The sequence below is a fragment of the Novipirellula aureliae genome, assembly GCF_007860185.1.
Classification (GTDB): domain Bacteria; phylum Planctomycetota; class Planctomycetia; order Pirellulales; family Pirellulaceae; genus Novipirellula_A; species Novipirellula_A aureliae.
Genome location: NZ_SJPY01000006.1, coordinates 135,520 through 161,253 on the forward strand (window position 1 = coordinate 135,520; position 25,734 = coordinate 161,253).

Here is a 25,734-nt window from a genome sequence, read left to right on the forward strand (position 1 = left end):
GATGCGTTTTCCAACGGATAGATGACCGGATGTGTGTGTTCGCCCTCGCGCGCCGGGCTGATGACTGGTCGCTACCAAGAACGCTTTGGATTCGATAACAACCTGCCTCCCGGAACCAAGAGTGGGCGGGCGATCGATGAGACTTTCGGCACGATGTATCTGAAGGAGGGGGGATACTCCTACTGAATTCGCCCGAAGGCCTCGTAGTCAGCATCTTTGTAAAAGATCTCCGCCTTAAGATTGCCACGGTTAAGGACGTGGCAGATTCCGCTAGCGTCATCAGCACGGGGTGGTCTGGGCATTTCGTTGGCTCCGTAACGTCAACGCGGTACGCTAACGCAACCAACGAACCGGCCAAAGAGGCCTGGCCCTTTATCGTTTTTCTTCCCGGCGGTTAAAAACCTTCACCGTCAAAACTCTCCGCCGCATTTGCACGGTTGGTCGCTTCCACAACGTCAGGATTTTCTTCAAGAAAATTAGTGATCTCATCGGGAGACGGCGCCGGATCATTGCCTCCTCCACATCCTGCTGCAGTAAAAAATAACATAGCCAGTAAAACGGCACTAATCGATTTCATGATTTCTCAATGTCTATTGAAAGTGAGGTGTCTATTGAAAGTGAGGTGAATGATGACTAACAAAAACGAGCTTCCCTAAGCAGCCAGGGCGTCTCTCTATCTGGAAGCTAGAGAGACGCCAGGCCACAAAGATGGATTGGGAGGAACTCCAGGACGACTTTAAAACGCTTCGCCGATGACTTCGCCGCTTGCCCTCGTCCCGAGCCGTCCCCATAAACCGAAGGGGCTAGGGCTGCCGGCGGCTAGCCCGTCGCCAACGACTTCTGCCAACGGATTACCTGCGTCGATCGAATCGGTAATAAACTTAACGGCTCCGTCACCCATCAAAACATGGCATCCACCTTGGTGTCGGCTTGCGGCAGGCAATACCCCCGCACCTAACCTGCCCCTGGACAAACAGATCTCCGTGTTTGGCGGCAAAATGGTTGTAAACGCGGTGTAGGCAGGAAGTCCTGCAGCCCATTTCATGCCTCGGTTAATCTCTCCTCCGCCAAAATCGGTGACGGTCCCTCCACTGAAATCCCAATACTGGGGTCGTTCCGTATCGATCGCTTGCCGACACCAGGTCGACCTCAAGCCATCCGTTAGACCGGTGGTAAGGTTCGCTCCATCTCGTCGGCCTGCGGGACCAGCACCATTTCCAGCAAAGTGCGATCGTTTGTCCATGTCGCCAAGGTCCGTGAGGATCTCGCCCATGCAAATGGTGTTCGATAATCCGTCCGTCACACCTCGGAAACTCACTGCCACCCGTGGTACATAGAAACCGCGTTGATTACTTTTCAACTTCCCGACGTCTTCGTCCTCAACGCCATCTCGACCAATGAGGCTACCATCACCTTCATCGTAAGAGTCCCCAACGCACGCAGCGTAATTCGTGCGTCCCTGTGCTGGCAAGCCAATGCCTGGGTCACTCGGACAACGGAGAGTCGAAAGGGTAGTCAAAAATGGATCATAGCCTCCGATCGCTGCGTGATCTGTCAACGAAAGGTCCACCATTGGCCCCATCGGTGGCATGATTCCCGTGGGGGAATCGAACGGATTGGAAAGTTGTTCCCAAACCGCTTGCTGCTCCATGAACGGAGTGAGTCCGGGCAGGTGGCTCAACCAATTCAAATTGTTGGCGGTTGGGCCTGATCTGCTTTCGCCGGAATTAAGTTGGTAGGTGCCCCCCATGTACTTGCCAGCCTGATTGAACGCACTGTGGTAATTATGCACCGCCAGTCCAATCTGCTTGAAATTATTGCTGCAGCTCATCCGACGGGCCGCTTCACGAGCAGCCTGAACCGCCGGCAGCAGAAGGCCCACTAAAACGCCAATGATGGCAATTACGACTAGAAGCTCCACTAACGTGAAACCGCGTTGAACTCTCGACTCTCTCATAACAGACAACCTATTAAATACAGGAAACTAAAATACAGGAAACTAAAATACTGGTAACTTAGATAACGGAAACAAAACGGGAGAAAGACACGATTGTGTTTCTCTCAGGACAACTTTTCCAAAAAGCCCCGACGGAACTTGTCCGACCCATGGGGGCAATGTCTACAAACACGCGAATCTAAACATTGTTTGTAAAAAAAAACAAAAATATCACGGTTGGCGTGTATTGGTTCAGCGTGAAATGGAATCGAGGCTGGCCATTGCCATTCTCACAATGAGCGAGTCCCCAATTCCTGTACCACCAACTAAGCTACTTTTTGGATTCATTTTGGGGTAAGCTACGGTCGTTCACTGTCGCAGAATCAAAAGAGTGATTCATGACGAAGTAGCGAAAGACGATTGGAGCCAAGCAGAAGGCCAAGTTGGCTCTGGAGGCGATCAAGGAGCAAAGCACAGTTCGTGAGTTGTCGACCAAGGACACGATTTTTTGTGACTCACAGAAAATCACATACCCCAAAAGAGAATAGAGAGATTAGACAATGCCTCAATCCCGTGAAATGAACCGCCGTATCGTATTGGACTCACGGCCTCATGGAGCCCCCACGCCAGACAACTTTCGACTTGAAACCACTCGCTTGCCGAAACCTACCGAAGGGCAAGTTCTGCTACGAACGGTCTATCTTTCGCTTGACCCTTACATGCGTGGGCGTATGAGTGACGCTCCTTCCTATGCACCGCCGGTTGAAATTGGTGAGGTGATGGTCGGCGGTACGGTTTGTCGAGTCGAGCAATCAATGCATCCCGATTTTGAACAGGGTGATTGGGTGCTGGGCTACACGGGATGGCAAGACTATGCCGTGTCCGATGGGAAGGAACTGATACCGTTGGGTCAGGAACTAGAACATCCGTCAAGATCACTAGGCGTGCTTGGAATGCCAGGCTTCACGGCCTACATGGGGCTGCTTGATATTGGTCAACCGAAACCGGGTGAGACCGTTGTTGTCGCTGCCGCAACCGGGGCGGTCGGTTCCGTCGTCGGACAAATAGCCAAATTGAAAGGCTGTCGCGTTGTCGGAATCGCAGGCGGACCCACGAAGTGCGAGGCGGGAATTGAGACGTTTGGCTTTGACCGATGCATCGATCACTATGCACCGGACTTTGTCAAGCAACTCGCTGACGCGTGCCCGCAGGGGATCGACGTGTACTTTGAGAGTGTTGGCGGAAAAGTGTTCGATGCAGTGCTTCCACTTCTTAACGTCAAGGCTCGTATTCCTGTTTGCGGATTGATCGCACACTACAATGACACCCAATTACCCGATGGGCCAGACCGGTTGCCGTTGTTGATGCAAACGATGTTAGTACGACGTATTAAGGCACAAGGCTTCATCATTTTCGATGACTACGGCTCCCGCTATGGAGAGTTCCTCTCAGAGATGACACCTTGGGTCGCCGAAGGAAAAGTCAAGTTCATCGAAGACGTTGTCGAAGAACTTGAGAATGCTCCGAGTTCGTTCATCGGCCTACTCGAAGGCAAAAACTTTGGAAAACTTGTCGTTCACGTTGGCGAAGATTGCTAAGAGCTCCATGGCAACGAAGACAGCGTCGGCGTCGAAATCTCCGAGTTCAAGAATGCCGAAAATCGAGAAAACCATTTCGACGATTGGAATACGGGCTCAGCCGTAACCACACCTTATAAACCGGATGACGCCAGCAACTCCTCGAAGCCGTCGTCGCTAACGTCACGACCGCCTATAAACTCCGTGCCTTCGTGCCTCTGTGAGAGCCCCGCCGCCCGGCAATGAATCTCTCACAGAGGCACGGAGTCACAGAGATAGACAAGAGACCATGGAAAAACATCGTGTCGCCTAGAAATATTCGCCACCGATTGGAGGCGTGCGGCGCGAAACCAAAGGTGATACGCGATCCGCATGAATCGAGCCTCGTGGTGCGTGCCTCGTGCACGCACCCAGGGAGAACGCATCGACGATGATCCTCTTGAAACGGTCTTCGAACGAATGTCTTTCAGGTTGCCTCGAAGGTTCGAGTCAAAATAATGGTCGGCAACGTCGTCTGGCGTGATGCCGCGAGCGTCCATCACTTTCGGAATCCGGCTCGTCGAAGTCGTCGGATGTGGTTCGTTGTCGATGATCAGCACGTCGCCCCATTCGGTGTCGAATCGACCGAGCCACGGCCGGCCTTCGGCCTCTTTGCTCGGTGCCGACGATGGGCCGATTCGTGAACGTCATCCATCAATTCTCGACCGACGTCCCATTGTTTTCAGGCCGGAGGCCGACATATCTTTGCCGGTGGTGTAAGCCACCGAATCCAAGGCGTTTAGGTCGCCGCAAGGCCGGAGGCCGACACATCGATCGCGGGTGTGTCGCCCTCCGGGCTAGTGGTTCGGTTGTCATCCGCTGCCGGTGGCTCACGCAACCGGCAAGGATGTTTCGGCCTCCGGCCTGTGGGGCGATGGTGCAACGATCCACGGATCGAAGGGCCACGCCACCGGCAAGAATGTTTCGGCCTCCGGGCTAGCTCTGCTGAGGAGCAACTTGCTTAGGGACAACGGGGTCAGGGAGGGAAGAATGTCTTGCTTGGCTTTGATAAAACGGCTTGTTTTGCCGAGGTTTATTTTTGAACGTCCGATTGCCGATGCACCGAAAACATCCTTTTTGCACCTCGGTGCCTGAAAAACCTACCCTTCGGTACTTGGGATGGATGAATCAAACCACGGATTCTTCGGTGGAGCCAATAAACAATTGCATCCCTGGGTGATGGTTGTCAGGCGATTCGCTCGTCCAATTATCGACGGCGCTTCGGAAGCACTCAATGCCAAGCTCAAATTCATCGTACACCTTCCCAATATCGCCCTTTAGAAACAGCGTCAGCGTAGCGAGCAATTTCTCACTGTCGGAATCAACTCGTTCTCGCACGTCTGATTTGTTTTTGATCCACTGATCGTCCAGGTCCTTTAGCGCTTGACTGAACGTCTTAATGCGGTCACGCAAGTTGTCGTTGAGTTTAAAGCAAAGTCTGCTATCCATCCGATCGACAAAGCGCAAACGATCTCCCATTTGAGATTAATGGGTCTGCAAGTTGGGCTGCTGATCAATTTCCATGAAGTGAAGTTGATCGACTGGCTCAAGGCGCTTTCCGGCGGTGCCGACAAGATCGCGGGCCATGATCCCCATGGTCTTCGATGACGCCAGCAACTCCTCGAAGCCGTCGTCGCTAACGTCACGACCGCCTAAAACTCCGTGCCTTCGTGCCTCTGTGAGAGCCCCGCCGTCCGGCAATGAGTCTCTCACAGAGGCACAGAGTCACAGAGATAGACAAGAGACCATGGAAAAAAATCGTGTCGCCTAGAAATATTCGCCACCGATTGGAGGCGTGCGGCGCGAAACCAGAGGTGATACGCGATCCGCATGAAACGGGCCTCGTGGTGCGTGCCTCGTGCACGCACCCAGGGAGAACGCATCGATGATGATCCTCTTGAAACGGTCTTCGAACGAATGTCTTTCAGGTTGCCTCGAAGGTTCGAGACAAAATAATGGTCGGCAACGTCGGCTGGCGTGATGCCGCGAGCGTCCATCACTTTCGGAATCCGGTTCGTCGAAGTCGTCGGATGTGGTTCGTTGTCGATGATCAGCACGTCGCCCCATTCGGTGTCGAATCGACCGAGCCACGGCCGGCCTTCGGCCTCTTTGCTCGGTGCCGACGATGGGCCGATTCGTGAACGTCATCCATCACTTCTCGACCGACGTCCCATTGTTTTCAGGCCGGAGGCCGACATATCTTTGCCGGTGGTGTAAGCCACCGAATCCAAGGCGTTTAGGTCGCCGCAAGGCCGGAGGCCGACACATCGATCGCGGGTGTGTCGCCCTCCGGGCTTGTGGTTCGGTTGTGATCCGCTGCCGGTGGCTCACGCAACCGGCAAGGATGTTTCGGCCTCCGGCCTGTGGGGCGATAGTGCAACGATCCACGGATCGAAGGGCCACGCCACCGGCAAGAATGTTTCGGCCTGCGGCCTAGCTCTGCTGAGGAGCAACTTGCTTAGGGACAACGGGGTCAGGGAGAGAAGAATGTCTTGCTTGGCTTTGATAAAACGGCTTGTTTTGCCGAGGTTTATTTTGAACGTCCGATTGCCGATGCACCGAAAACATCCTTTTTGCACTGCGGTGCCTGAAAAACCTACCCTTCGGTACTTGGGATGGATGAATCAAACCACGGATTCTTCGGTGGAGCCAAAAAACAATTGCATCCCTGGGTGATGGTTGTCAGGCGATTCGCTCGTCCAATTATCGACGGCGCTTCGGAAGCACTCAATGCCAAGCTCAAATTCATCGTACACCTTCCCAATATCGCCCTTCAGAAACAGCGTCAGCGTAGCGAGCAATTTCTCACTGTCGGAATCAACTCGTTCTTGCACGTCTGATTTGTTTTCGATCCACTGATCGTCCAGGTCCTTTAACGCTTGACTGAACGTCTTAATGCGGTCACGCAAGTTGTCGTTGAGCTTAAAGCAAAGTCTGCTATCCATCCGATCGACAAAGCGCAAACGATCTCCCATTTGAGATTGATGGGTCTGCAAGTTGGTCTGCTGATCAATTTCCATGAAGTGAAGCTGATCGACGGGCTCAAATCGCTCTCCGGCGGTGCCGACAAGATCGCGGGCCATGATCCCCATGGTCTTCGATGACGCCAGCAACTCCTCGAAGCCGTCGTCGCTAACGTCACGACCGCCTAAAACTCCGTGCCTTCGTGCCTCTGTGAGAGCCCCGCCGCCCGGCAATGAATCTCTCACAGAGGCACGGAGTCACAGAGATAGACAAGAGACCATGGAAAAAATGGTGTCGCCTAGAAATATTCGCCACCGATTGGAGGCGTGCGGCGCGAAACCAGAGGTGATACGCGATCCGCATGAAACGGGCCTCGTGGTGCGTGCCTCGTGCACGCACCCAGGGAGAACGCATCGATGATGATCCTCTTGAAACGGTCTTCGAACGAATGTCTTTCAGGTTGCCTCGAAGGTTCGAGTCAAAATAATGGTCGGCAACGACGTCGTTTGCCCGCGTTTCTTCGAGCGTTTGAAATTCGATCACATCTGATTCTCGTTTCGTACCAGGGGGGAACGCGGATCACTGGGGCAAGATGCCCCAGCCACTTTTTTTGCAAGCCTAAAATCAAGCGGTGACAACGCATTCGAGTCAAGTTGCGGATGCGCAGTCCAATGTAGTTCCGATCAGACACCCCATCGAATCAGGGTGCTTCTTGTTGACGCTGCTCAGCGGCTTGATAGAGTCTTGCCAGTTGCAAGACCAAAGATTCCAGTTCGGCATCATAGGCGGCAGCGTCGAGAGTAGACTTTCGCTGACGCAATTCCTCGAGTTGCACTTCGAGTTCTTGTCGCTGACCCAATTCAGCTTTCGTAAACGGAAGCCGTGCATCAGCAGGTGCCAGAGTCAATCGGGAAGCTTCGCGACCGTCCAATTCCGCGTCGTCTTTGGCTTTGCCGACAGCCCGTGTCCCACGAAACATTGTGGCCGGTGTCCCACGACCGTCCCCGTTGTCGTCGATCAAAGCATGCTCGGTACTAATCCGTCCCGCGGTCTCGTAAAACTGACGAACCTCGGCACTGGCTCGCAAAAAGGCTTCGTGAACGGAAACTTCGTCATCATGGTCCAAGTCCGAATCCGGCGATGCGATGGCCCGTGAAAAGAATTCGCCAAATCGCGCGTAGTTCTGTTCGACGCCGCTTTTGGTTGCGGTGACAATGACGCGGTTGTCCCCTGAGAGCCGATTGATGAAGGCGCCACTGGCCGACGCGCAATTGACAACCACAACCGGTCGTTCCGAATCTTGGAGCCACTGCGCCAATTCAGTCGCGGACACATCTGGCCCGCGGAGGTTGAACTTGGCCGCATTCTGGGCAAACGTTCCGTGGCCGATCAACACGACCCATAACGGCGTCGGACTCTCCACCGATAGCTCATCAAGCGTACTTTTCAGTTGCTCACGATCGCTGGAATCGCCTGGCTCGGATTGGCCGATCACCGTCATCGGCGTAGCCGCCTTTTCAGAGACCTGGCGCCAAGTTTCGACCCAATTTGAAAATTGTTCACCGAACTCGGGCGTCCCCGACGCACCGACGACGATCACCAACTCCGTTTGTGGCGTGAGCGACGTGTCATCGGCTGCGTGGACGTGTTGGCCGAGTGCGACCAGCCAAGTGGCGGCGATCATCACCCCTTTGATTTTCCGACCGATCATGCCAAACCCTTCCATCGCCTGAGTCCCCATTCACAACACAAACACAACATCGCCATAAGCATGACCCAAGGGTGATGCCAAACCGGGTAGACCCATGTCTCCGTCACCGGCACTTTCCGGTTGGGAAGGTCATTGGCGAATTGATCCAATTGGTCTTCGCGGATGAGTTCGCCACCCGACTGCTTCGTCATTCTCTCGAGCAGTTCTCGATTGATTTGTAAGTTTTGAAACTCGGCGGCATCGGACGAAGCGACCCAGCCTGCCTTCGCGGTGCCGACCTGTGTGCCGTCTGCGGCCGTCACGATTGCAGTGACACGGTAGCCACCCGGTTCGCGGGACCAGTAAGTCGCCACGTATTCTCCGGCGGTTGAGTCGTGTGCCTGAGCAGCGATCGTAAAGGGTTCACCGCCGAGGGGCGTGATTTCAAATTCGACCTCCGCATTATCAAGAGGCAAATACTCTTCATCGCGGGCGGTGGCGACGATCGTCACCGGCTGACTTGGGTCACGACTTGTTTCCACTCGCAATTCGGCTCGTTTAGGAACCTCGTTGACAAGCCAGTGCGTCATTTGACGCCAAGCTTGGGCGGGATCATCGCGGTCCCGGTCGTCACGTCGCATCGACCAACGCCACATATCCGCAATGGGAATCGCAGCAGCGCGACCTCTGCCGAATCGATGTGCGACCAACGCCGGGGCCGTTTGCCCATCGGTCGACTCGGCAGTCGCCAACGCCGACGCACCGGGTTTGATATCTCCGACCGAATTTAACGTGCTGAATAGCGGCATCGACTCGATCCGCTCTCGCTCGGCCAACTCATTATCGCGGAGCCGGACCCAGGGCTGCAACATTCCCTCGCGAGTGAGAGCGAGCCGGAAGGAACCGGAGCGTCCCCGCGAAATACCGCTCGCCGTATAAAGCGGCGACAACTCTCCCAGCGGCGTGTCACTAAATGTCTTGTCAGCAAACATCTCCTGGCCACCCAACATCAACACCCCGCCGCCACGGGTCGCTACGAATCGGCGCAGCAGCAACATTTGATCTTGCGAGAAGAATTCGGGATCGATGTCATCTAGAATCACCCCGTGGTAGCCGAACAATTCCTCAGCCGATTCAGGGAATCCGTCACTCAACTCCTCGGATTCATTCACCCCCAACCGCAGAATCACGGGTTCGTCGTATTGTGCCGCCGCGTCCTCGGCATCGGAACCAAGACCCGCGAATAGAGGATTGGTCTCATTCACCTCACGGTCACGAAAACTGAATTTGGCCTCTTTGTTTGCAATTCTTAAGAGGCCGACAAGCTGCACTTCCGCATCCTCTTGTAAAGCGCGGCGGATAAATTTGAACTCCCAATTGGGACGACCAGCAACGTAGAGCACACGGTAAGGTCCCGAGGTCCGATTGACGGCCACGATTTGATGGTTGTTGACCAGCGTTGCCTCGTCCGAATGGCTCGAATGGCTCGACGCTTGTTCGATGGCATTCCCTTCATCAAGTACCGTCACTTGCTTACTCTGCGGGTTACCCTTTGCTTCCGAGCCGGACGGCTCCGCTGGATCAGGCGGTTCAAACGACGCTCGATCGGATTCACGAAACACATTGGCAACGTAGAATTGAACTCCGCTGGTCTTGGGCCGAAATTGGAAACGGACCTCTTTTGCTTCGCCGTCCGCGCCCGTCGTAAGCGTTTGTTCTTCGACGACTTCATTGGTCGTGGCATCGCGTAGTTGGACGACAGCTTCGGTAGCCCCAAGGTCGACGGCGTCGACCGCGACTCGTACGGTCAAGGGCGCCGATTCAAAGTCGGTTTGGCGAACGCTTACGTTCGCGATCCGCAAGTCACGGACATCCTCATCTTGATCGGGTAGCACAGCATGGATTGGGAATCCAAGTTGCCCCCAATCAAAATCGGCTGGCGGCGCATCGGTCAAATTCCCATCGGTAAATAGTAGAACACCACCCACGGGTCGATCCGAAAAACGCTCCGCGAGACTTTGCAGACTACCGAACAAAGACGAAACATAGCCATCGGCCGACATTTGATCCGGATGGTCGATCGCCTCGAGTCTGGCGTCAAACGCGTACTTGCGGACATCAAAAGTCTGTTCGAGCTGAGCCAGCCAGGGGACATCATCGTCGAGCAAAGCAGCCACTCGCTCGCTACGCGTTTCGTCACTGCCGGCGGGTTTGAGCCGCATGCTTTGACTGTTGTCAAGCAAAATCGGCAAAACATTCGCATGTGGTCGCGGCCGCGTTCCGCTGCGGAGCGGCTGCAGCAAACAAGTCGCTAACAAGATGATTGCGGCAAGTTTTAATAGAGCTGCAATGACTCGTACCGACACAACGGTACCGCGGTGTGCGTAATTCCAGATCACCAACAACGAGATCACGATAGCAATCACCGCAGCTGGAACGATCCAGTCCGGGGAACCCCACAGCAATTGGCCCGCTTCGATATCACCAGCAGCGGCAAGGGTGGGTACGATCCATATCAAGATTGGGTCAGCCATTAACGCCCGCTCCCCAGGCTTTCGTAATACTTGCGTACTGGTTCCGTAAACTCCGCTGGCACTGGATCGCGATCGATTGGAACGGGAGCATGCTTGTCAGCGGAACGCCTCAGCAGCTCTTCAGCAACGTTGCGTTTGAGTTCACGCAGCGGCTGAGCGATCATTTCCTCGATCGAGGACCACTGAGGATCTTTCGAGTGACGGCGGAAATCGAGACGTGCTTCGCGAGCTCGGTCGCGAATGCGAGCTGCCTGGGAACGAAGCTCCGGATCCTCAACCATCTCCTCGACGTCACGGAGCCGATCCGACCAGTCTTGAAATCCATCTCCGGTGATCGGCGACCCGCCAGGGCGGTTACCCGCAAACTGGCTCAGCTCATCGCCTTCTCCGCGGCCTTCCGATCCAGGGCGTCCCTCGCCCCCTTGCTGACGTTCGCCACCTTGCTGGCCCTCTTCTCCTTGTTGCCCCTCTTCTCCTTGTTGACGCTCGCCACCTTGTTGGCCCTCGCCACCTTGTTGACGCTCGCCTCCTTGTTGACGCTCGCCTCCTTGTTGACGCTCGCCTCCTTGTTGACTCTCGCCTCCTTCTTGACTCTCGCCTCCTTGTTGACTCTCATTTCCTTGTTGGCCCTCGCCACCTTGTTGACGCTCGCCTCCTTGTTGACGCTCGCCACCTTGTTGACGCTCGCCTCCTTGTTGGCCCTCGCCACCTTGTTGACGCTCGCCACCTTGTTGGCCCTGGTTTTGTCCGCGGCCCGAAGTCGAATCTTGCGGATCTTGCTCACTGGGCTCAGCCGATGGTTGGCCTTGCCGCGGCTGCGACGCTTCCTCGCCGGGTTGACCAGTTTGTTCGGCGTCACTTTGATCACGACGTCCTGGATTGGATCGTTCGATCTCTTCATCCAAGCTTTTCGACAACTGTTCGAGTTCGCTGAGGGCACGTTGCAGCGCCTCGGTCTCATTTCCGAGCACGGATTCGGCTGCTTGCTCCAGATCTTCACGCAACTCGTCGATCCCTTCCCTCGCCTCGCGTTCGAATTCACGCGCCTGCGGATCGAACCCACGATTAAACAACTCCGACGTATTCTGCAACTGTTCTTCGACTTGCCGTTGCTTTGTTTTGCGATACGAATCGTATAGTTTTTGCGCGAGCAGTGGTTCGGCTGTTTCCGCCTCCTCAACGGTCTCCTGCATCTGATCGAGTAATTCGCCAAGACGTTGCTCTTGACTTTCGAGCGTATCGAGAATTTGTTCTCGCATGTCATCGTCCCGTAGTCCTGGTTGGCCGCCCCGCTCAACTTCTTTCAGCTGCTCGGCGAGTTGTTCTTGTTGTTGATCCAATTCTTGAGCCTCGCGTCGCATATCGCGAACCGAGTCGCTAAACTCGCTCGCCGCACGCTGACGAAACTCGTCACGCATCTCTTCGAACTCGCGTTCGGCGCGTGTACCGGATGTCAGCGCTTCGGCGGCATCGTCTTGCTGCAACGCCTCGGTGGCCCGGCGAACGTTTTCCCGTGTCTGTTCAAGCTGCTCGGAAGCCTCCTGCATGCTCTCTTGGTTCTCGGGTTGCTGCATTCGCTCGGACAATTCATCGGTCTCGCGCAGCAGGTCTTGCTGCTGGTCACGGAGCCGTTTCAGTTGACGCTTGATCTCTTCCTGTTCTTCTTCCGTATCGGCCTCTTCCAATGCGGACTGTAGTTGTGCGAGTTCCTTGTTCAAGTCTTCCTGGCGACGTGCTAGGTCGCGAAGCCGATTGAGTACTTGGCGGACTTCCCGCTGTTCCTCCTGGGCCGGCGTTTCCTGCGCCTGTTGCTGAGTTTCGTACCGGTTTTCATCTTGATTCAACTCCAATTGATCGAGCTGCTGTTGCCGCTGTCGGGCGGAGGCACTCGAACTGCGTTGTTGCTGCTGTTGCTGCTGCGATTGTTGTGACTGAACGACCTCAAACTCGCGAGCCCGAAGTTTCAGCAGCGCCCCGTAGGCAGACTGTGCAGCGGACAGGGCGGGGGCCAGCGGATCGGTCTGATTGTCGGCTTCGGCAGACGTCAATTCGGCCATAGCCTTCTGCATGTGGGTGCGAACAATATCGACAAATGTTTTCGATTTGGGATCCACGATTCCTTCGTCCAGTTCGGCGAGCTTGTCGATCGCTTCGGCCTGCGATTCCATTAGCAGCAGCGCGTCGCCCGCAAACTCAGCACTGGGTTGGTCACCTTGTTCGCGTCGCAGGACCGTCCAGGTCGCATTGATGATCTCCTTCTGCAACTCTGCCAATTCCAACGTCTGCTCCGCGTTTTGGCCTGCCTGCGCAGCCTGGTCTGACTGAGGAGGTTGAGGGGACTGAGCGGACTGGCCACCGGGTGGCGGCTCGCCCTCCCGATAGATCTCCTCAAACGGTCGCACTTCGGCAAAATACAGATCGCTATACGTGCGTCGGAGCTTACCATCGGGACCAATGTCGTCGGCCCAGACATAATAGGACAACAATTGATCGGGCTCGGCATCAAGTGCTTCAAACTCGACCACATAATCGATCTGCTTCTTTTCGCCACGCGCAATCGACTCACCCAAACTGACATCCCGACTCGGTTGATCGGCGAAAACGTAAGTCAGCCCGACCTCCTCGATGCCGAAGTCATCGTGCACTTCCGCAGCGATCGACAGCTCCTCCAGTGGCGAGACGACCACGTCCCGCGCGAATGCGAGTTTCATTTTGGGCGGTTGATTGGCCAGCATCCGGGCCAGGAGTTCGGGAGGATATTTGTTCTCGCGACCGTCGTCATCGGTCAATTTGACGGTGAAACGCTGCGTCTTCTGGAGATCGATCTCCGCCGATAAGGCGCCGGAAATGTCGGGGTCGCTGTGCAAGACCACCCGCTCACCTTCCCTCGTGACCAACTCACCGAAGGCTATCGGTTTGTTAACGAAACAGATCCACTTCACCAGCGTCCCCTGGACCGCCGATACACGAACCGTGTCTTCGACTCGCTTGTCTGCCAACCCAGTGTAGTCAGGATAGTCGAGATCGGCATCGCTGCGGACCAGCGATGGATACTCAAACACATCGACGGAAAAGGGTTCACTGCTCCAGTCGGAGCCGACGACTTGGTAGGTAAAATCCTCATCGACGGACGCCAAGAATCCGCCCACCACGGGATCGGTCAGGTTCCGTTTCATGGTGATCCGTCGCTCGCTACCATCGGCAGCGGTGCAAATCAAATCGGCCTCGCTGGGCACCGCATCGGCATCCACGCCGATGAATCTTGCCGTGACCACCAAACCACTGCCGCGTTCCACTTCGGTATCCCCCGGTTCGACGACAACTTCCCAACCGGACTCGGTGCGAGAAGCGACCGAGTCTGGCCCCTTATCGTTGGCGGGATCCGGCAAAACCAACAATCCAATAACGACCAGTAGCAGCCCTGTCGCGGCAAGTCCAGCCAATCGACTCAACAGCAACTTCCCAGGAGGCACGACATCGATCCAGCGATGTGAGCGACAATGATCACGGGCCTCCGCCACGACGCGTTGCTGCAAGTAACCCAATCCTTGTCCGTCCGCATCGGTTTGACTAAGCGCCGTAAGCAGACGTTGGTCGAGACTCGGAAAACGTTGTTCGATTTGCGACGCCACTTGTCGCGGATTGCGAAAACTAACCCGCGCGATCACGGCGACGACGAGAAAAAGAATGATCGTGCCAATCAGCAACGATGCGGCTAATTCATGCCTGCTCCAATGACTTGTTTCAGTGTAACGAAGCATTACAATGCCGATCAATGCGGCAACCATGGCGACCAGTGTGGCGAGTTGCCATCGGCGGACAGCCCGCAATCGTCGCGTCACGGGAAGGATTAGACTGAGCAGCTTTTCATGCATCGTTCATACCTCGCACCAATTTCTTAGGACAATCGTATCGGAAAGCGGCTTCGCCGCATGCGGCGTCCAGCCCTTGGGACGTCGATTGTATTTCTGCGGGATTTGAGTGAGGATTGTCAACCTCTCCCGAGCGAAGCTTGGGGGAGTGCCGTGCGGGCCCCCTCCCTCGCGAATGCCTAAATGGCATCGCACGACCTCCGCAGTTTGGGGAGTTCGTTTTTCGCGGTCTCCCAGCTTCGCCGGGAGGGTGTCGTGGGTGGCGATTCGCGAGACGTTTCTGAAAATCATACCGGCGTTGCCTCCGTTTTCGTCGGTTGCGATTTGCTGAGCATACCGCCAAGCAACGTCTCCAGCCCCAGCATCACCAACGCAGCCACCAGCAGCCATTGCCACAGCCGCTGCTTGCTCTCCAGTTCACTGTCGCGGAGCCGGTTCCGGTTACTTAACTCTGCAGCGGTGGAAAGCGTCGAACCCAAACGGATACCATAACGCTCAAGCTCATCCGCTCCCATCGCCTCGGTACGGCTTTCATCGCTGTCTAAATTGACCACGATGCTTCTCGAAGATTCAGCGCCCGTGATCGAGTAAACCCCGGGCCAATCGAGTGACTGGAAATCATCAGGACTTTGATACGATATTTCTTCGCCGCTAGGCAACGTGATGTGAGCCGTCGGCGACGGGGCCAACGGAACCCTGTCTCCAACCGAAAACTGGTTGCCGTCGACATGCGTCCCCGTGCTGGGATCAAACAGGCTAAAGATCAGCGGGATAAATTTGGACGACAACGCCAGTTGGCTCGCCTCGGGTTGCCAACCTGCCGCCAATACCCACATTTTGCCCGCACCAATGATCTGCTCCACCAATGCGGGGTCTCCATCGTCGAATCGAGCAAGCACATGCCACGATTCAGGATAATCCGAAAGTGTTCGATGAGACCAAAAACGAATCTTGGTGAAGTCGTTGAACTGCGGATCCGACATTCTCGCAAACAGGGGATGGCGGAAGTCAATCCGCGAGAGCATCACGTAATCGTCAACGACTGCTTCACTTATCTTCAACTCCGAAACGTCCGTGAGCGTACGTAGTGAGTCCACCGAGCCTTCCATCCTGCGTTGATCGGCGAGCACATACAACAGTTGCCCTCCTGCGACGACATACTTTCGAAGCAGTCCGGCGGTGTTGGTGGAGCAAGGATCGGTCACGACGACAAGCGGCACGTTCTTCGGGTCGGGGACCTCCGTCAATTGGTCGGGCGACATCGTTTGGGTTGTCACGGTCCTTTGGTTCGTGCTCAGTGGAACTCGCTGCAAATAATACAGCAAGCTGCTGCGTGGATCGGGGACCTGTGAATCAGCAGACTCGGCCCCTAGATTCAGCAGAGTCAGCGACTCCGGTTGCGGGCTGACGACGTACCAGGTGTTATCGAAGTCGTGGTCATCGCCTTCTAGGGTCAATGCCGTGACCCCAGGATAGGGCGCTGGCATCTGCACCACTCGCGACTGTCCCGGTGGAACTTGGATCGGCAATCCCGTAGCTTCGATCGGTTTACCATCAGCATCGATCCAGCTTATTCGATAAGACGATTGATCGGCGTCGCCCGAATTGTACACGCGAACGCGAACGCGGTTCTTTTCATCCGATTCATTGTCTCGAACTCGCAGCACCTGCGCCGCTGCATTGTTTCTTCGATTGCTGCTGACTTGCCGAATGTCAAGGCTAAGCCGATCCGGCCAACTGTAGACCTGCAAGCTTTCCACCTTGCTACCGGCCTGCATGTCGGTGACGAGAATCAATTGCGTTGGTCCACGATGACGTGACGCGTCGGCTGCCGAAGCATCCTGTGGATTTTCGCTCAGCGACACGCTGCTTTCCGGTTCGTAGGTCACCGCCAAATCGGCCGCATAACCGATCGCCCGTCCCAGGTCCGTTCCAGCCCAGGAGGGAGTCGTGTCCGCGAGCAGTGTATTGACCGACGATCTCACCTGGGTAGGAGAAATGCCACTTGCTTGATCGAATCGCAACAACGTCGTTGGTTCGTTGTCAAATGCCACCAAAGCAATTTCATCACCAGGACGAAGGTCCGACAGAATCTCATCGACCTTCGCCTTGGCCTGTTCCCAAAGACCAGCGCGCTGCATACTGGCGCTGGTGTCGACCGCGATCACCATCCGACGCCTTGGTAGATCCGAATCCGTTTGGCTGGTACTGCGCAAGAAGGGCCTGGCAAACGCTGCAGCCAACAACATCAAAGCCAACGCGCGAATCAAGAGCAGCGGCCAATTGTCCAACCGGCTCCGCCGCGTCAACCGAGGCGGGGTCGGCCGCAAGAACATCAACGAGCTAAAGTGGATCTCGCCACGCGGTCGACGACGAATCAAGTGAAACAAGATCGGCAAGCCAATCGCCAAAGCCCCCGCGAAGTAAAACGGTGCTAGTAGGCTCATCTGGCACCTCCCGACGGACTGGCACCGGACCCATTGGCATTGGCGAGCATCCCGCTACGAGCCGTGCGTGCGCTGCGGCGCTGTTGCGAATTGACCAAATGAAACAGTACCTGTTCGATTGGCTGGTCCGTGAGGATTGGAAAGAAATCAACGCCCAGTGATTCACAGATCGCTTGGAGCTGTCGCCCGTGTTCTTCAAATCGGTTCACGTAATCACGTCGCGCCGATTCCGGATCAATGTAGATCTCTTTGCCCGATTCCATGTCGACAACCATGCTCGGTGATTGGATCTGCAATTGTGTTTCGGCCGGATCAATTATCCGCAACAGCATCACCTCGTGCCCGCGAGACCTCAGATAGGCAAGATTGGTTTGCAATGATTCCACAGGGGCGAGTAAATCGGAAATTAGGATCACGAGACCACGACGGCGAATCAACGATGCGATCTGCTGCAAAGGAGCATCGATGTCCGTTCCGCTGCCACCGACTTCACGTGAGAGCGCAACCAATATTTGACGTAAATGACCGGGACGATTTCGAGCGCTAATGTAGTCTCCAATCGTTTCATCAAACGTCATCAATCCAACACTGTCTCGCTGCTGCGTTAAGTAGTAGGCGAGTGTTGCGACCATGGTTCGCGCGTATTCGATCTTTGAATAATCGAGCGATCCGAATCCCATCGATTGACTCTGGTCCAACACCAAATAGCAACGACGATTCGTTTCGTCTTCGAACTTCTTGATATAGTATCGATCACTGCGGGCAAAAAGTTTCCAATCGAGCCCGCGGAGGTCGTCGCCAACGGTGTAAGGGCGATACTCGCTGAATTCGACCGAAAAGCCGTGAGAGGGACTACGGTGCAGCCCGTTATAGAACCCCTCCACAACCGCCTTGGCGCGCAATTGCAAATTTTTGATCCGCATCACAGCCAGCGGATCGACCTGGGCAGCGACCATTGCTTGGTTGCCAACGGCTCGGCTGCTCGCTGATGGTTTGTCAGCATTCGATTTTAGGGTAGTGGATCTTGTTAAAGATCCTTGCGCAGGGGGATCTTTAACAAGATCCACTACCGCCGACCCTAAATCTTTGCCTTGACGAAGCGCTCGTTGTTTTTTTACTGGTTGATCGCCCAAACTGTTTTGCCCCCCTCGGCATTCTCATCTATGCTAGCCATGAAGATCCAATCAGGAAACCGACTTCGAGATAGTCGACAACAATTGATCGATCACGTCTTCGATCGTAACGCCTTCGGCTTCCGCCTTGTAGCTAAGCAGCACGCGATGCCGCAGTGTCGGTTGTGCGAGTGCGCGAATGTCTTCCATGCTGACGTGCGCTTTTCCATTGAGCAAGGCGCGTGCCTTCGCTCCCAGCACCAAAGTTTGCGCGGCCCGCGTCCCGGCACCCCAGCTCACCCAGTTATTGATGAACTCAGGCGTGCCCTCTCGTCTTGGCCGCGTGGAAGCGGCTAGTCGAACGGCGAATGCGGCGACCTCATTGGCGATGGGTACTTTTCGGACCGCTTCATGAAACCGAATCACATCCTCTCCACTAAACAACGGCTCAATCGCATCGGGCCGCGACGATGTCGTCTGCAACACAACCGATAATTCATCCTCCTTCGGCAAGTAGTCAATCATCACATTGAACATGAAGCGATCGAGCTGAGCTTCCGGCAACGGATAAGTTCCTTCCATCTCGATCGGATTCTGCGTCGCCAAGACAAAAAATGGCTCCTCCAGTTTATAGCGTCGACCGGTCGCAGTGACCTGATGCTCCTGCATCGCCTCGAGCAGTGCGGCCTGTGTTTTCGGCGGCGTCCGATTGATCTCGTCCGCCAAGATCACGTTGGCAAAGATGGGGCCTTTGACAAACTGCAACTGACGGCGTCCATCTTCGGATTGCTCCAGAATCTCCGTGCCCGTAATGTCGGCTGGCATCAAATCAGGCGTGAATTGAATACGCTGAAACTTGAGATGAAATACCTTCGAAACGCTGCTCACCAGCAACGTTTTGGCGAGTCCCGGAGCGCCCGTAATCAGGCAATGCCCGCCTGCGAACAAACAGATCAAGAGCTGTTCGATGACATCCTTTTGACCGACGATCACTTTGGCAAGTTCGCGGTTTATTTGTTCTCGGCCCGCGCGGATCTGTTCCACAACGCGAGCTTCCTCTTCAATCGACATGGTTTCCGTAGGCATCTGCAAAGATTTTTCTGTACGAGTTAGAAAGTTGTGAATTTCAATGAGTCATGGCATCAATGAGTCATGGCATCAATGAGTCATGGCATAGGTCACGATGTTGATTCCCATCGGATAAGCTTTCTTGACCGAGAATTCCTCGAAGTACCATTGGGCTTCGCCTTCACGTTCCCAGCCGTCACCAAGATCGGTGTTGTGACAGATGAAAACCATGATTCGGTCGGCGTCATCGTAGATGGCCCTGTAGTGAGGTGTTGACGTATCACTGCCATCATCGGCCCGTTCATAAGTAATCATACTTCCATCATAGTCGCGGCGAACACCGTTGATCGCGGGTATCTGAGGCTTCTCTTTCAAATCATAGACGCAGTGGAAAATCTCGTGCGACAGCGGCACCTCCTGGGGCCTGCGATCGGGAAAGACCCGCTGTAATTCCAACCGCAGATTCTCGTACTGCGAGTCCCCCCAAAAATCGTCCACCATCAAGAACCCGCCGTTGAGGCAGTAACGACGTAGCGCTTCGACTTCCGCTTCGTTAAACACCAAGGCGCCGGGTTCGATGATATAGATGAACGGATAGTCGAACAGTTCGTCGTCCGTTAGTTCCAAGATAACAGGTTCTGGATTAACCTTCAGCGTCGTCAGTTGCTGCAAACGAAGTGAAAAGTTCAAGTCGCTGTCGGGGTAATCGGTGCGCCAACCGCCACGGCTTCGTCGTCCCCAACCGCCATAGGATTCGTACCGGATGCGAGCAAACGTGAAGACGTCCCCTCTAAAATCTTCGTCAATCTCCCAATCGGGGACGCCGTTACGGCCGCTCGAGATTTCGTCCTGAAACCAACCTCGCTGAGCGGCAGCAACACCACCGAGCAAGACGGCGATCATGGACAAACCGAACACTCCTTTCCGAGGCACAAATGTCCGGGGCACAAATCGCTCAATCATAGGCTCTCCTTGACCGGGTCGGCTGCGGGTAATTCGTCGTGATTGGCCGGCTGTGAATTGGCCGGCTGTGAATTGGCCGGCTGTGAATTGGCCGGCTGTGAAGGTTTCTCGGTCAATTGCAACAGCAAGCGATAGGCGTCACGATAGCGGGGAGCCTCTTCGATCGCTCGCAACACATGATGTTTCGCTCGGTCCGTTTGGTCCATGGCCGCAAACGCTCGAGCCAGCCGATAGTCGACCGCAGCGGGATCAACCGGGACCATGCTGCCGAGCGCGCGGAGCGACCGCACGGTGTCTGCTGGTCGATCGAGGTACTCGGCCGCCATGGCCATCTGTTCATGACCGGTCGGCATTAGCGGATTGATCGACAGGACTTGCTGGGCGTAATTCGCCACTTGAGTCCAGTTTTCTTGTTCGGCGGCCATCTCCATTAAACGCCGCAACGCCGGTAAAGCATCGCTAGAAAGTTCAACAATTTTCTCCAGCGTCGTATGCTCCTCCTCGGACTGGCCCAGTTCCCGGTAAACTCGGGCCAGCATTTCCAGGGGTCCGCCACGCTCGGCCGTCACCGCACCAAGGTCCCGCAGACGCTCCAGCGGCGTCCGCGCTTGTTCATATTGCTCGCTCACAATGCATGCTTCCGCAATCCCCCGCAGAGCCCAATAGTTGTCTTGATGCTGCTCGGCCCATGCTTGTAGCTCGTCGACCGACCCTGTTTCGGGGAGACCTTCCTTCGACCAATCCACCTCGGGGGCAAACGCCTCAGCCCGCTGGCGCGCATAGTCCGCGAATTCGCTATCGAGTCGATCCATCGATCCAACCGAACGAACCAATGCGTCGTTGATCATCAATCCGTCTCCCAGATCACTCAGGATCTGTTTCAAGGCATCCTGCCCGTGCCGTTCGACCAAGAACTCGATGACCAGTGATGATTCAAAGTAGGCAAACTGGAGATGAATGGGCGAGGGGGGACTAAGAAATGCGGCGCTCAACTGACTAACCGGTGTCAGGTTTTTGTCCATCAACATTGCGCGGTATTGGGGTGTCATCGACTCGCCCCAGGAAGGATCACGCTGCCGCTCTTCGTAAACGGAAATCCCCTCGCTGAGCCAACGAGGCATCCGATTCTTGGTCTTTTCGAGTGTCACCACATGACAAAATTCATGCCACAACACACTTTGCCAATTGCTCGGTCGCGGCCCCTGAGATGCCGGGCTATTGGCAGTGATCACACGACCGAAACAGACCCCCAGGTAGCCCGAACCTCCAGGCAATCCGAAGGTTCGGATCGCAAAGTCTTTCTGCTCAGGGAAGATCTCGACAACAATCGGCGCCGTCGGTTCGATATCGTACTTCTTACACAACACCGCTTGCGCCTCGGTCAATAACTCTAGCACCGAGTCACCGTAAATCTCGGCCTCGTGAGGATCCATCCGCACGTGGATGTCGCCCGCTTCCATGATACGGAAGTTCTTGAGCCGATCATGGAGCGTGATTAGGTTGTGGGCAACGACATTGTACTCGTCTTCTTCGGCGACTTGATGGGCCATTTCCCAACCGTCGTCATCGTGGCCTAGCCGCAATAAATCTTGAGCCAATTGGAATCGAGCGGGGCTGTAGTTAGGGTCGAACTCCAGAGCCCGGCGTTGGTAGTTTGCCCCCTCTTCAAATCGGTACTTTTGCGACAATTTCCGGCCAATCAAGTGATCCACTTGCGGGTTGCGTTTCCACGTGCGAAGGGCCGAGGCTCGCATCAAAGATTCAATGTCGTATTTGCCGCGTAAATGAGCTAACACCGCCAATAGCGCCAACGCCTCTTGCTGATACCGATTGATTGCCAGCACTTCCTGGACCGTCGACTCCGCCAAATCGTACTGTTCCCGGTCGATTGCATGCTCGGCAATAAACAGCAAGCTAGGAATATGATTCGGGTTTTGCTCAAGCGCCACCGAGATCGCTTCGGCTGCCTTTTCTGAATCGCTCGGTTCCCAGGCTCTCGCCAGCAAGTAGGCGACGCGAGGATCGCTCGTCCCTACTCGCTGGGCTTGCTGCAGCGTTTCGGCTGCAACTTTGAAATCGCTCTTCTGCAATGCCAACTCGGCGGTGGCAATGTACACTTCAATGAACGTCGGATCAGCATCCCGGACGCGATCATAAAACAGTTTCAAGATTTGGCGTGCATCATTGCCACGCTCGGCAAAATAGCGGCCCGTGGCAATGATGTTGTCGTGGCTAGCGAAACGCGTGGGCGCCGCTTGCAGGAGCTGTAGGATCCGCGCGTTCGAATCCGCTGCGAGGTCCAGTTGATTGTTTTGCCGCAAAACCTCTAAACCCTGCATTCGCAACGTTAAACTGGTCGGAAAACGCTCGATGGCAGCATTGTATGTCTCTAACGCCTCTGCATATTTCCCCGTCGTCAGCTGGCATTGGATAAGCAATCGCGGCCACCGCTCATTCCATACCCCACGTTCGACTTCCGCAGCCGCAATCAATTCCGCAGCCTCGTATTGACCAGCAAAGTAGTGTCGCTCGGCTTCCGCAATGTCGGCGGCATGGACTGCCGAGAGTCCCGCCGACAGTGAGCCGATGATCGTCCCGATGATCACGATGAAAACTCGTAGCGAAGACTGTGTATTTTTGCAAATAAAATTAGGCATCGATGCGCGGGCTCCCCATCCGAAGGTTCTTAGGTTGCCGCTATTCTAGCGTGACCCGAGCGGTTGGTGGTGTCCGATGGAGAGAAATATTTCGCTTTAGTCTCTTAAGGTCGGCTTGATCCGAGACTTTACGATCGGAATAAACAGCATCATCACACCTTTTTGCATCGGCGCACGTGTGAAAACGAGCTCAGGCTAAGCGGACGATGTCGAGGTGAGCGTTCTACAACCTAGCCTTATCCATAGTTGTTGCTCGCTCCCGCCCTTGGCCTGCCTAAACATGATTGAAGTTCGCGGCTTACATAAAATCTATGACCGTCATCTAGCGGTCGATAACGTCTCCTTTCAGCTCCTGCCAGGACAAATCTGTGGTCTTGTCGGCCCGAACGGGGCCGGAAAAACCTCCGTCATGCGATGTTTGGCTGGACTGATCCCCGCCTCCGATGGTGACATGACCGTCGCTGGCTATGACAGCAAAAACGACCTGATTGAACTGAAACGACGCTTAGCCTACGTCCCGGATGACCCACCGCTCTTCGATGATTTGTCCGTTGGCCAGCATTTGCAATTGATCGGACGCCTCTACCAAGTCCCTCGCTATCAGGAAAAGGCGATGCAATTACTGGATGCCTTTCAATTGAGCGAAAAGTTTGATGCGGGTGCAACCACCTTGTCTCGCGGCATGCGGCAAAAACTAGCGGTCTGCTGTGCCTATCTGTTTAACCCTGAGGTGCTGTTGCTTGATGAGCCGATGACCGGACTCGATCCACCTGGGATTCGAGAACTCTTGTCATCGGTGCGAAGCCGAGCCGAAGCAGGAGCGACCGTGATGATCAGCAGTCATTTGTTGCCGATGATTGAAGGGATCTGCACCCACTATCTAGTCATGAAACATGGCGAACTCAAGTTTTTCGGCACGGCAACTCAGTTGCAACAACGCTACACGGGAACCCGATCACTCGAAGAAGCCTACTTTGCCGCCATTGATGAAACAAACGACGAACCGAACCAACACGGCTGCGAACATGGCTACGAATCGTCAACGCTGGAAGTGGTTGCATGAATGCCCATGATGCCCCGACCAAAAGCCACTGGGATTCGGCCCGCCGTCATCACGACCTACGTTGGTTATTGACGACGCGAAGCCAGTTTCGTTTCCGTAGAACCATGGATCGATTGCTGTCGCCACGACGTATGATGGCGACCCTCGCTACGGTCCTTTTCGTAATTGCCTATTTACTCTACGGCATCTTGGTTCTGTCGCAACGAGCACCGGCCGATCCCCAGCGACTACTTTGTTGGTTATCAGGCGGCATGGTTTTGTATTCGATCTACCATGCTGTACGATGTTTGTGGTCTGAGTCGGTCGTCGATCTGGAAATGACATCCGCGGAACAGCTTTGGCTAGGAGGTTCGCCGTTACAGCGATCGAGTATCGCCGTTTATCGGGTCATGAGTGTGGTCACCGCGACGGCAATGAAGACAGCCCTCTTAGCGGTCGTGCTCTATGGTGATGTCGAACATCTTGAACTGCTACTGCTCGGTGTATTTTGCTCCATTTTGCTACTCGACCTCGTACGACAGACAATGCAAATTTTGGCGAGCGGCCTCAAGGAGCGAGCAAAACAATTTGCCAAGATCGCGTTTGTTTGTATCGTCACTGCGTTGGCCGTTCAGATCATCAGTCGCTTGATCGTGATGACACCATTTGCATCACCGACGTTGGTTTATCTTTTCAATACATTCACGGCCATAGGTGAAACCGCCGAGAGCGGGATGATTCAATGCTTGGCGGTGGTGTGGTTTCCCTCCGCATCGGTGGCCGTGGCGGATAGCTACAGCCCACTTACGTTGCTCAATTTGTTGGCGGTTGCCCTGACCCTTCCCGTTGCGGTGTCGCTACTGGCCTCAGCAGATCGCTGGGCAAAACGCCAACAACAACTTGGTGAGCAGCGAATGCTGCGGGAATACATGCAGCGAAAACCCGATCAAAAAAACTCTCGGACAAGTCGCTTTACAACCGCACACCATCAGCCCACACCGATGGTTGATTCCCTTTTTGCCCACGGTAGCGACTTCGCTCCGCTACTGATACGCCAGTGGAAAAGCATCGTACGGTATCGCGGTACGATTCTCTTTAGCTTCCTGATTCCGACACTACTGTGTTTGTCACCTTTACTCGCTCAGCAGGTTACCGAGCAGTGGTTATTCGTGATTGGCGGCGTTGCTCTTTGTACGATGCTGTTGGCTCCGCCAGCTTTGCGACTCGATTTTCGCCGCGACCTTTCGCGGATGCAAATTCTTAAATCGCTACCCGTTCGTCCGCTGTCGATGGTAATGGGCCAATTGTCGCTACCGATCGCGATCACCTGGGGATTCCAATTTATCACGCTGACGATTGCAGCCATCGTTGTTCGCGCGGGACTCGATCAATGGTTGTTATGGACTGCGATGATGGCGGCATTGGCCGTCTTCACGTTCGCGATCGAAAACGCACTTTTCCTTGCCTATCCTTACCACGTGCACCAACAGGGTTTGGCGATGATGATTCGTGCGAAGTTGACCTTCCTGGGCAAAGCCACCTTGATCGCTTGCTCGATCGCCTTGTTGGCAGGATGGGCATTGTTGTGTGGCAGCGTCTTCCCGACGTCGATGCAAATGCTCGTCTTCATCGCAGGAGCGATCGCGACCACTTGGAGCGTCGCAGTCGCTGCGATCTTAATGACAACATGGTGTTGGCGGCGATTCGATCTCTCGTTCGATCTACCGCCCCAGTAACCTGGTACCGATCGGATCATTTATCATTCACGACGTTGCTTCAACCCGCTGCCAAATCGACGGGAGCGCGTTCAAGTCGATGTTTGACCTGTCGACT

The 25,734-nt window shown here is 55.0% G+C and carries 17 protein-coding genes; 4 read left to right on the forward strand and 13 right to left on the reverse strand.

The features are described from left to right. Positions 1-179: 179 nt before the first annotated feature. From Q31b_RS29390 to Q31b_RS18350, 3 genes are all read right to left on the reverse strand, one after another. Positions 180-302 (reverse strand): hypothetical protein, encoded by a 123-nt coding sequence (locus Q31b_RS29390; RefSeq protein ID WP_261343869.1) that lies wholly within the window; start codon positions 300-302, stop codon positions 180-182. Between the two features lie 92 nt (positions 303-394). Beyond that, positions 395-577, reverse strand: coding sequence for a hypothetical protein (locus Q31b_RS18345; RefSeq protein WP_146601115.1), 183 nt, complete (start codon positions 575-577; stop codon positions 395-397). A 159-nt stretch (positions 578-736) separates the two neighbouring features. Then, positions 737-1,957 (reverse strand): DUF1559 domain-containing protein, encoded by a 1,221-nt coding sequence (locus Q31b_RS18350; protein ID WP_146601116.1) that lies wholly within the window; start codon positions 1,955-1,957, stop codon positions 737-739. A 539-nt stretch (positions 1,958-2,496) separates the two neighbouring features. Here Q31b_RS18350 and Q31b_RS18355 point away from each other — a divergent pair. Beyond that, positions 2,497-3,534, forward strand: coding sequence for an NADP-dependent oxidoreductase (locus tag Q31b_RS18355; protein WP_146601117.1), 1,038 nt, complete (start codon positions 2,497-2,499; stop codon positions 3,532-3,534). 1,146 nt (positions 3,535-4,680) lie between these two features. Here Q31b_RS18355 and Q31b_RS28415 read toward each other — a convergent pair. Further along, entirely contained in the window at positions 4,681-5,031 is a 351-nt protein-coding gene (locus tag Q31b_RS28415; protein ID WP_197171914.1) for a hypothetical protein, read from the reverse strand. Between Q31b_RS28415 and Q31b_RS18365 the strand changes: the two genes are divergently transcribed. Then, positions 4,936-5,160 carry a GxxExxY protein gene (locus tag Q31b_RS18365; protein ID WP_146601119.1) on the forward strand — a complete coding sequence of 75 codons (225 nt, stop codon included), beginning with the start codon at positions 4,936-4,938 and terminating at the stop codon, positions 5,158-5,160. The two genes, Q31b_RS28415 and Q31b_RS18365, sit on opposite strands and share 96 nt — an antisense overlap. A 1,016-nt stretch (positions 5,161-6,176) precedes the next feature. On the opposite strand, the gene Q31b_RS29810 is transcribed toward Q31b_RS18365, so the two are convergent. The 9 genes from Q31b_RS29810 to Q31b_RS18415 all read right to left on the reverse strand — a co-directional run bounded on the left by Q31b_RS29810 (position 6,177) and on the right by Q31b_RS18415 (position 22,859). Then, positions 6,177-6,761: a hypothetical protein gene (locus tag Q31b_RS29810; protein WP_449289933.1), complete on the reverse strand. Its 585-nt coding sequence runs from the start codon at positions 6,759-6,761 to the stop codon at positions 6,177-6,179. A gap of 455 nt (positions 6,762-7,216) precedes the next feature. Further along, on the reverse strand, positions 7,217-8,227 hold the full coding sequence (locus Q31b_RS18380; protein WP_146601121.1) for a hypothetical protein: 1,011 nt from the start codon (positions 8,225-8,227) through the stop codon (positions 7,217-7,219). Further along, complete coding sequence (locus tag Q31b_RS18385; protein WP_231617678.1) at positions 8,224-10,740, reverse strand: hypothetical protein; 2,517 nt, start codon at positions 10,738-10,740, stop codon at positions 8,224-8,226. Before Q31b_RS18385 ends, Q31b_RS18380 begins: the two co-directional genes overlap by 4 nt. Next, complete coding sequence (locus Q31b_RS18390; RefSeq protein ID WP_146601122.1) at positions 10,740-14,615, reverse strand: hypothetical protein; 3,876 nt, start codon at positions 14,613-14,615, stop codon at positions 10,740-10,742. Before Q31b_RS18390 ends, Q31b_RS18385 begins: the two co-directional genes overlap by 1 nt. A 284-nt stretch (positions 14,616-14,899) precedes the next feature. Then, positions 14,900-17,059, reverse strand: a complete 2,160-nt coding sequence (locus tag Q31b_RS18395; RefSeq protein ID WP_146601123.1) for a BatA domain-containing protein — start codon at positions 17,057-17,059, stop codon at positions 14,900-14,902. After that, entirely contained in the window at positions 17,056-18,015 is a 960-nt protein-coding gene (locus Q31b_RS18400; protein ID WP_146601124.1) for a DUF58 domain-containing protein, read from the reverse strand. Before Q31b_RS18400 ends, Q31b_RS18395 begins: the two co-directional genes overlap by 4 nt. 228 nt (positions 18,016-18,243) lie before the next feature. Then, positions 18,244-19,242: an AAA family ATPase gene (locus tag Q31b_RS18405; RefSeq protein WP_146601423.1), complete on the reverse strand. Its 999-nt coding sequence runs from the start codon at positions 19,240-19,242 to the stop codon at positions 18,244-18,246. Between the two features lie 87 nt (positions 19,243-19,329). Further along, positions 19,330-20,202 carry a DUF4159 domain-containing protein gene (locus Q31b_RS18410; RefSeq protein WP_146601125.1) on the reverse strand — a complete coding sequence of 291 codons (873 nt, stop codon included), beginning with the start codon at positions 20,200-20,202 and terminating at the stop codon, positions 19,330-19,332. Beyond that, positions 20,199-22,859 carry a peptidase MA family metallohydrolase gene (locus tag Q31b_RS18415; protein ID WP_231617679.1) on the reverse strand — a complete coding sequence of 887 codons (2,661 nt, stop codon included), beginning with the start codon at positions 22,857-22,859 and terminating at the stop codon, positions 20,199-20,201. The genes Q31b_RS18410 and Q31b_RS18415 overlap by 4 nt, the downstream gene beginning before the upstream one ends. 280 nt (positions 22,860-23,139) lie before the next feature. Here Q31b_RS18415 and Q31b_RS18420 point away from each other — a divergent pair, with 280 nt between their 5' ends. Further along, positions 23,140-23,922 carry an ABC transporter ATP-binding protein gene (locus Q31b_RS18420; RefSeq protein WP_146601126.1) on the forward strand — a complete coding sequence of 261 codons (783 nt, stop codon included), beginning with the start codon at positions 23,140-23,142 and terminating at the stop codon, positions 23,920-23,922. Positions 23,923-24,026: 104 nt separating this feature from the next. Beyond that, positions 24,027-25,637, forward strand: coding sequence for a hypothetical protein (locus tag Q31b_RS18425; RefSeq protein WP_146601127.1), 1,611 nt, complete (start codon positions 24,027-24,029; stop codon positions 25,635-25,637). The last annotated feature ends 97 nt before the right edge of the window (positions 25,638-25,734 follow it).